This is a genomic window from Acidovorax sp. LjRoot204 (assembly GCF_056175785.1).
Genome location: NZ_JBGFFF010000204.1, coordinates 1 through 6,323 on the forward strand (window position 1 = coordinate 1; position 6,323 = coordinate 6,323).

Annotated in this window: 7 protein-coding genes and 1 pseudogene; 4 read left to right on the forward strand and 4 right to left on the reverse strand. The window is 66.7% G+C overall.

Annotated elements, in window-relative coordinates; all coding sequences use genetic code 11:
- From AC04MI_RS22425 to AC04MI_RS22435, 3 genes and pseudogenes are all read left to right on the forward strand, one after another.
- Positions 1-242, forward strand: a pseudogene (locus AC04MI_RS22425) (esterase); the annotation flags it as partial.
- Between the two features lie 165 nt (positions 243-407).
- Positions 408-1,550 (forward strand): SGNH/GDSL hydrolase family protein, encoded by a 1,143-nt coding sequence (locus AC04MI_RS22430; RefSeq protein ID WP_436076847.1) that lies wholly within the window; start codon positions 408-410, stop codon positions 1,548-1,550.
- 25 nt (positions 1,551-1,575) lie between these two features.
- Positions 1,576-2,262, forward strand: a complete 687-nt coding sequence (locus AC04MI_RS22435) for an OmpW/AlkL family protein (protein WP_056068053.1) — start codon at positions 1,576-1,578, stop codon at positions 2,260-2,262.
- Positions 2,263-2,349: 87 nt separating this feature from the next.
- Here the strand turns inward: AC04MI_RS22435 and AC04MI_RS22440 are convergent, their stop codons facing one another.
- The 4 genes from AC04MI_RS22440 to purE all read right to left on the reverse strand — a co-directional run bounded on the left by AC04MI_RS22440 (position 2,350) and on the right by purE (position 6,070).
- Positions 2,350-3,303 (reverse strand): SGNH/GDSL hydrolase family protein, encoded by a 954-nt coding sequence (locus tag AC04MI_RS22440; RefSeq protein WP_436076848.1) that lies wholly within the window; start codon positions 3,301-3,303, stop codon positions 2,350-2,352.
- A gap of 75 nt (positions 3,304-3,378) precedes the next feature.
- Positions 3,379-4,395, reverse strand: a complete 1,017-nt coding sequence (locus tag AC04MI_RS22445) for an L-threonylcarbamoyladenylate synthase (RefSeq protein ID WP_116748214.1) — start codon at positions 4,393-4,395, stop codon at positions 3,379-3,381.
- A 14-nt stretch (positions 4,396-4,409) separates the two neighbouring features.
- Entirely contained in the window at positions 4,410-5,579 is a 1,170-nt protein-coding gene (locus AC04MI_RS22450; protein ID WP_436076849.1) for a 5-(carboxyamino)imidazole ribonucleotide synthase, read from the reverse strand.
- On the reverse strand, positions 5,576-6,070 hold the full coding sequence (purE, locus tag AC04MI_RS22455) for a 5-(carboxyamino)imidazole ribonucleotide mutase (protein ID WP_055395445.1): 495 nt from the start codon (positions 6,068-6,070) through the stop codon (positions 5,576-5,578). Before purE ends, AC04MI_RS22450 begins: the two co-directional genes overlap by 4 nt.
- 156 nt (positions 6,071-6,226) lie before the next feature.
- Here purE and AC04MI_RS22460 point away from each other — a divergent pair.
- Positions 6,227-6,323: thioredoxin family protein (locus tag AC04MI_RS22460; protein ID WP_476498746.1), on the forward strand; the 97-nt coding region annotated here is incomplete at its 3' end.

Consider the following 6,323-nt stretch of genomic DNA (forward strand, 5'->3'; position numbering starts at 1 on the left):
CCACCGTGCCGCCAGCCGTTCACATGGTCGTCATGAAAGCCGACTTTGACAGCCGGGGTGTGACGAACGTCAACACAGTCGATGTGGACGCTGCCATCCMGGCCACCTACGGCCCTGGCGGCAAGGCACCCACCGACCCTAACTCGGCAGCCTTTGCCACCTACTACGGCAGCTACCACGGCACCTACGAGCCGCCGTTCTGCCATGCGCAGGCCAAGGCCGTGTTCGACACCGTCAAATGACAGCCGTGATGCCTGTGTGAAGCGCTGAACGGGCCCCACAGGCTTTTAGAACCCGCCACCTAAGCCCCACCGGTGTTTACCCGGTGGGGCTTTTTTTTGTTGACGAATATGATTCACGAGGAATAGCACGGTCGTTCTATTTTTACGATAACAGGAGTGATACCGATGGTTTTTCAGCGCAAGGCTTTGTGGGTTTCTCTGGCGGCAGCATCGCTGCTGGTGGCGTGCGGGGGCGGCGGTGCCGACACCTTGCCGGTGGCGCCCATCAAGACCGTCAAGGTCATGGGTGACAGCATTGCCGACAGCGGCACGTTTGGCTTCAAGTTCACGGTGCAGGGCAGTGCCCCCACAGGCCCGGCGTCCACACCCATCTGGCCCGAGCTGGTGGCCAGCAGCTACGCAAACACGCTCTGCCCCCGCTATGTGTCCACCGGCAGCGCGTTCAACAACGCGGCGGGCTGCACCAACTACGCCATTGGTGGCGGTCGCATCAACAACTTCACGGCGCCTGCATCGCCTGTCTCCATCGTCAAGCAGCTGACCGACGCAGGGGCTGACGGCTTCAGCGCGGGGGACCTGTTGCTGATCGACGGTGGCGGCAACGACGCTGCGGACCTCATCGGTGCCTACCTGTCGGCCTCCAAGGATGGCGGCAAGGCCTTCGGTGCGGTGCTCTCCACCCTGTTGCCTGCGGCCACGGTGAACGCCGGCCTGGCGGGCGGTGCTACGGGCCAGGCCCAGGTGGGCGGCGCCTACATGGTGGCGCTGGCTGACAAGTTCCACGACGCGATCGAAGCCAATGCCTTGAGCAAGGGCGCGCAGCGTGTGGCGGTGCTCAACATGCCCGCCATCGACAAGACGCCGCGCCTGCAGCAGGTGCTCGGTGGCATCACGGCGTCGGCCGGCGCCGCCGCGAGCGCGCAGGTGCAGGGCCTGCTCAAGGCCTGGCTCGAAGCCTTCAACGCCCAGCTGGCCAAACGTTTTGCGGGCAACAGCAAGGTGGTGGTGGTGGACTTCTACACCTCGTTCAACGACCAGGTGGCTAACCCCGCGCAGTTCGGGCTGACCAATGCCAAGAACACCGCGTGCCCCATCACCGGCCAAGGTGCTGACGGCCTGCCCACCTATACCTTCCCAACGTGCACGGCGGCAGCTTTGTCGGCACAGACGCCGCCCGCAGGCGCCACGGGCGGCGCGGACTGGTGGAAGACCTATGCGTTCTCCGACAGCTTCCACCCCACGCCGTATGGCCACCAGCTGGTCAGCCAGCTGGTATCGCGTTCGCTGGCCCGCGCGGGCTGGCTGTAATCGGCAGTTGAAGGGTTCATACACCATGCAAAACAAAACCATCACCCCTTCCCTGGCTGGCGTTGTGGCCGCACTGGCGCTCACCCTGTCGGGCGGCGCGCAGGCCCAGACCGCTGGCAGCTGGCTGGTGCGCGCGGGCGCCACGCAAATCGCGCCCCAGGTCACCAGTGGCGACCTGTCCGCGCCCAGCTTCACGGGCACCAAGGTGGACGTGCATGCCGACACGCAGCTGGCTGGCGGTATCACCTACATGCTCACCGACCACTGGGCGGTGGATGTGCCTCTGGCGCTGCCTTTCAAGCACAACATCATGGGCGCCGGAGCCATCGGCGGCGTGGGCAAGATCGGCGAGGTCAAGGTGCTGCCCATGACCGTGTTCGCGCAGTACCGCTTTCTGGAGGCCAATGCGCGGGTGCGCCCCTACGTGGGCCTGGGCGTGACCTACGCCAAGTTCTTCAAGGAGCGCGGCACCGCAGCGCTGACAGGGCTCACCGGCGGCAGCCCTTCGCGCCCCACCACGCTGAGCGCTGAATCCCGGTTTGGTCTCACGCCGCAGGTGGGTGTGAGCATTGCGCTCAACGACCAGTGGTCGCTGGACGTGGCGTACTACAAGACTTTTGTGAAGACCCGCAACACCCTGTCCACAGGCCAGACCATCGACGTCAAGCTCAACCCCAACGTGGTGGCATTGGGCGTGGTGTATCGGTTCTGATCCGCACAAGGTGGCAGACTACCCGCCCACAAAAAAGGCCGCCCCGAGGGCGGCCTTTTTGTTTCGGGGCGCCTGCAGCGCKCCGTCTTACCAGCGCGCGCGCAGGCGGTCGTAGGCGTAGGTGCCAAACTGGCGCTGGGCCGACGGCGTGAGGTACACGGTGTCAGCAAACACGAACGAGGTGGCATTGGCGCCCGACAGCAGCGTGGAGGACGTGCACAGGGCCGAGTTGACCTGGCCTGCGCCAATGCCGATGCCGTTGGTCGCATCCACCGACGTGCACACTGCCGCCGTGGAGTTGTTGAAACCGTAATTGCCAGGCACGCTGGTGTACAGGTTCACGTAGTAGGCCGAGTCCACGTACAGCACGTTGGCGCCCAGGTCCACGATGCCCACCAGAAGGCCTTCGTTGAAGCGGCTGCTGGCGTTGCTCAGCAAAGCTTCGCGGCCGATGGTCTTGGCCCAGGGGGTCTTGCTCAGGTCGTAGGTGCCGGTCACCACCACATACTTGGCGCCCGCCGTCACCAGGCGGCGCACCTGTGCAGCCAGGTCCTCCCCAGCTTTGCGGGCGGCGGCCACCATGGCGTCCTGGGTCTGGGTGCCTGCGTTCACAGCGGCCATGCCGGCGATCACGTCGCTGACGCCGCCGCTCACGATCACCACGTCGGTGGCCGCAAAGCTGCCACTGGCCAGAAAGGTATCGATTTGTTCGGTGACGGTCCGGGTGCTGGCATTGCCTGCGGCGTCGGGCTTGGCGCTGACGCGGGCGTTGCCAGTGGCGTAGCTCAGGCCGCCTGCGGAGACCGGGGCGAGCGACTTGCCATAGTTGGCCACCAGTTGCAGGGTCCAGTTGTTAACGCTGCCGTCATTGACGGTGTAACGCGAGCCGTTTTGCCCCACATCGTTCATGGCGTCGCCGAACGCAATAAAGCGCTGGGGCGTGATGGCCGATTCGGTGGTGCTGGAACCGCAGGCCGCGAGCAACGCGGCCGACGCACATGCGGCGACCATGATGGTGCGGCGCATCCAATTTGCTGCCATGTATTTCTCCAGAAAAGTGGGGGGTAGTTTAACGACGCAAAGTCAACGGATGTAAAGCGGCGCCATCGTGCCTGGTCAGGCGGCGGAGGCGCGCTGCAGGCGGTCGCGCACGCCCTCCCAGTCGGGGCTCGCCGGCGGGGTCTCGATCCAGATCAGCTTCACGCCCTCGTCGTCAAAACCGCGCAGCACGGCGAACAGCTGCTGCGCTGTGGCAGCCGCGTCATCGGGCATGCGCCGCATGACCAGCTTGGAGGACCGACTGCGCAACGCAGCGCGGGCATAGATCGCAATGTGGGCGGCATCGGTACCCAGCAGGTCCAGGCTGGTCTGCAGTGCCTTCGCGTCCATCAGCCGCACCTTGGCGCTGGGGGCATAGTGGGCCTCCAGCGTGCCCGAGGCGCGGGGTGTGGCCGTGGGGAGGTCTTCCTTGGACAGCGGGGCCATGCCGCAAGCGGCCGCAATCTGCGCCCGGGTGATGGCGCCGGGCCGCAGCAGCACCGGCACACCGCGCGTGCAGTCCACGATGGTGCTTTCAATGCCCACATCGCAGGGCCCGCCGTCCAGCACCAGCAGGTCGGCGCCCAGCTCGTCCTGCACATGCTGGGCGGTGGTGGGGCTCACGCGGCCAAAACGGTTGGCACTGGGGGCTGCAACGCCCCACACGGGAGGGCCGCCGGCCTCATTGCTGTCGCCAGCGGCTGCGCAGGCCACCAACAGTGCGTGGGCCACGGGGTGCGCGGGGCAGCGCAATCCCACGCTGTCCTGCCCGCCGGTGGCGGCGGTGGCTACGCCGGGCAAGCGCGGCAGGATGAGCGTGAGCGGGCCGGGCCAGAAGGCATCAACGAGCTTTTGTGCAAAGCCGGGCACTTCACTGGCGAAATGCGCAATGCCCTCGGCATTGGCCACGTGCACGATCAGCGGGTGGTCGCTGGGCCGCCCCTTCGCGGCAAAGATCTGCGCCACGGCGGTATCGCTGCTGGCATCGGCCGCGAGGCCATACACCGTTTCGGTGGGGAGACCCAGCAGGGCGCCGCTGCGCACTGCGCGTGCAGCGGTGGCGATGGCCTGGGGGTCGTTGCCGTCGAGAATCATGGAAACAGCCTGGCTCAGAAGGGCTCGATGCCCAGCAGTGCTGCGGCCTGCAGGGCCGTGGCGCGCGCAGCCTCGGGGGTGGCGGCGGTGATGTTCAGGTGCCCCATCTTGCGGCCGCGCTTGGCGTCGCGCTTGCCATACAGGTGCAGGTGGGTGCCGGGCAGGGCCAGTACCTGGGCCCAGGGCGGGGTCTGCGCCGCGTCGCCGTGGGCAAACCACAGGTCGCCGAGCAGGTTCAGCATGACGGCGGCGCTGTGCTGGCGCGGCTGCGTCAGCGGCAGGCGGGCCATGGTGCGCACCTGCAGCTCGAACTGCGACACATCGCAGGCGTTCTGGCTGTAGTGACCGCTGTTGTGTGGGCGCGGTGCGATCTCGTTGACCACCAGGCTGCCGTCCTGCAGCACGAAGAACTCCACGCACAGCACGCCCACATACTGCAGGCCTTCTGCTACAGATTTTGCAGCGGCTACCGCTTGATCCACTATCGCTTGCGGCAGATTTCCTTCATGAACCTCGGTCACGGCCAGGATGCCGTCGCGGTGCAGGTTGCGCTGCACCGGCAGGTGCACCATCGTCCCATCGGCACCACGCGCCACGATGACGGAGCATTCCAGCTGCAGCGGCAGCATCTTCTCCAGCACGCAGGCCACTTGGCCGACCGAATCCCAGGCGGCGGCCAGATCGGCGGGCGTCTTCACGCGCACCTGGCCCTTGCCGTCGTAGCCCATGCGGGCCGTCTTGAGGATGCCGGGCAAAAGGTGGGGGGATACGGCGGCCAGTTGCTCTGCGGTTTCGATCACGGCATAGGGCGCGCAGGGCACGCCGCAGGCCACAAAGTGCGCCTTCTCGCGTGCACGGTCCTGCGCCACCGACACAGCGCTGGCGGCGGGCGACACGGGGCGTTGCGCGGCCAGGGTGGCCAGTGCAGCGGCGGGTACGTTCTCGAACTCGGTGGTCACCGCATCCGACAGGCGGGCCAGCTCCGCGAGGCCCTGCGGGTCTTCGTAACCTGTCTGGATGTGGTGGTGGCTCACCAGCCCGGCAGGGCTGGTGGGGTCGGCATCGAGCACGGCCGTGAAGTAGCCCATGGCCTGGGCCTGGTGGACGAACATGCGGCCCAGCTGGCCGCCACCCAGAACACCCAACGTCGATCCGGGGAGCAAGGGTTGCATGGCGGCGCTCATGCAGCGGGCGGCAGGGTCATGTTGCGGGCCACTTCCGTCTGCTCGGCGCGGAAGGCTTCCAGGCGCTGGCGCAGCTCGGGGCTCTCATTGGCCAGCAGGGCCACGGCAAACAGGGCGGCGTTGGCCGCACCGGCGGTGCCGATGGCAAACGTCGCCACGGGGATGCCTTTGGGCATTTGTACGATGGAGTGCAGCGAATCCACACCCTGCAGGTGGCGGCTGGCCACGGGCACGCCCAGCACGGGCACGGTGGTCTTGGCGGCGATCATGCCGGGCAGGTGGGCAGCACCGCCGGCCCCGGCGATGATGGCCTTCAGCCCCCGGCCGGCGGCGGCCTCGGCGTAGGCAAACATGTCGTCGGGCATGCGGTGGGCCGACACCACGCGGGCCTCGTGCGCGATGCCGAACTGTTCAAGGATTTGCACTGCATGCTGCATGGTGTCCCAGTCGCTGCTGGAACCCATGACCACGCCGATCTGGATGGGTTTCATGGTGTGGAAGGTGCTGGCCGGCAGGCCTTGCCTGCCCAGCCGCTGTAGGTAGAACCCGCGATTTTACTTTTTGCGCCTCCCTGGCGGGTGTGGGGCTGTTTTGATGGGCCAAAATAGCGCGCAAACCGCTCCATAGGCCCCGGGCCCCACACCATCATGATTGACGTCACCGTAGAGAACTTTGAAGCCGAGGTGGTTGCCGCCTCGATGAACGTGCCCGTGCTGGTGGACTTCTGGGCGCCCTGGTGTGGCC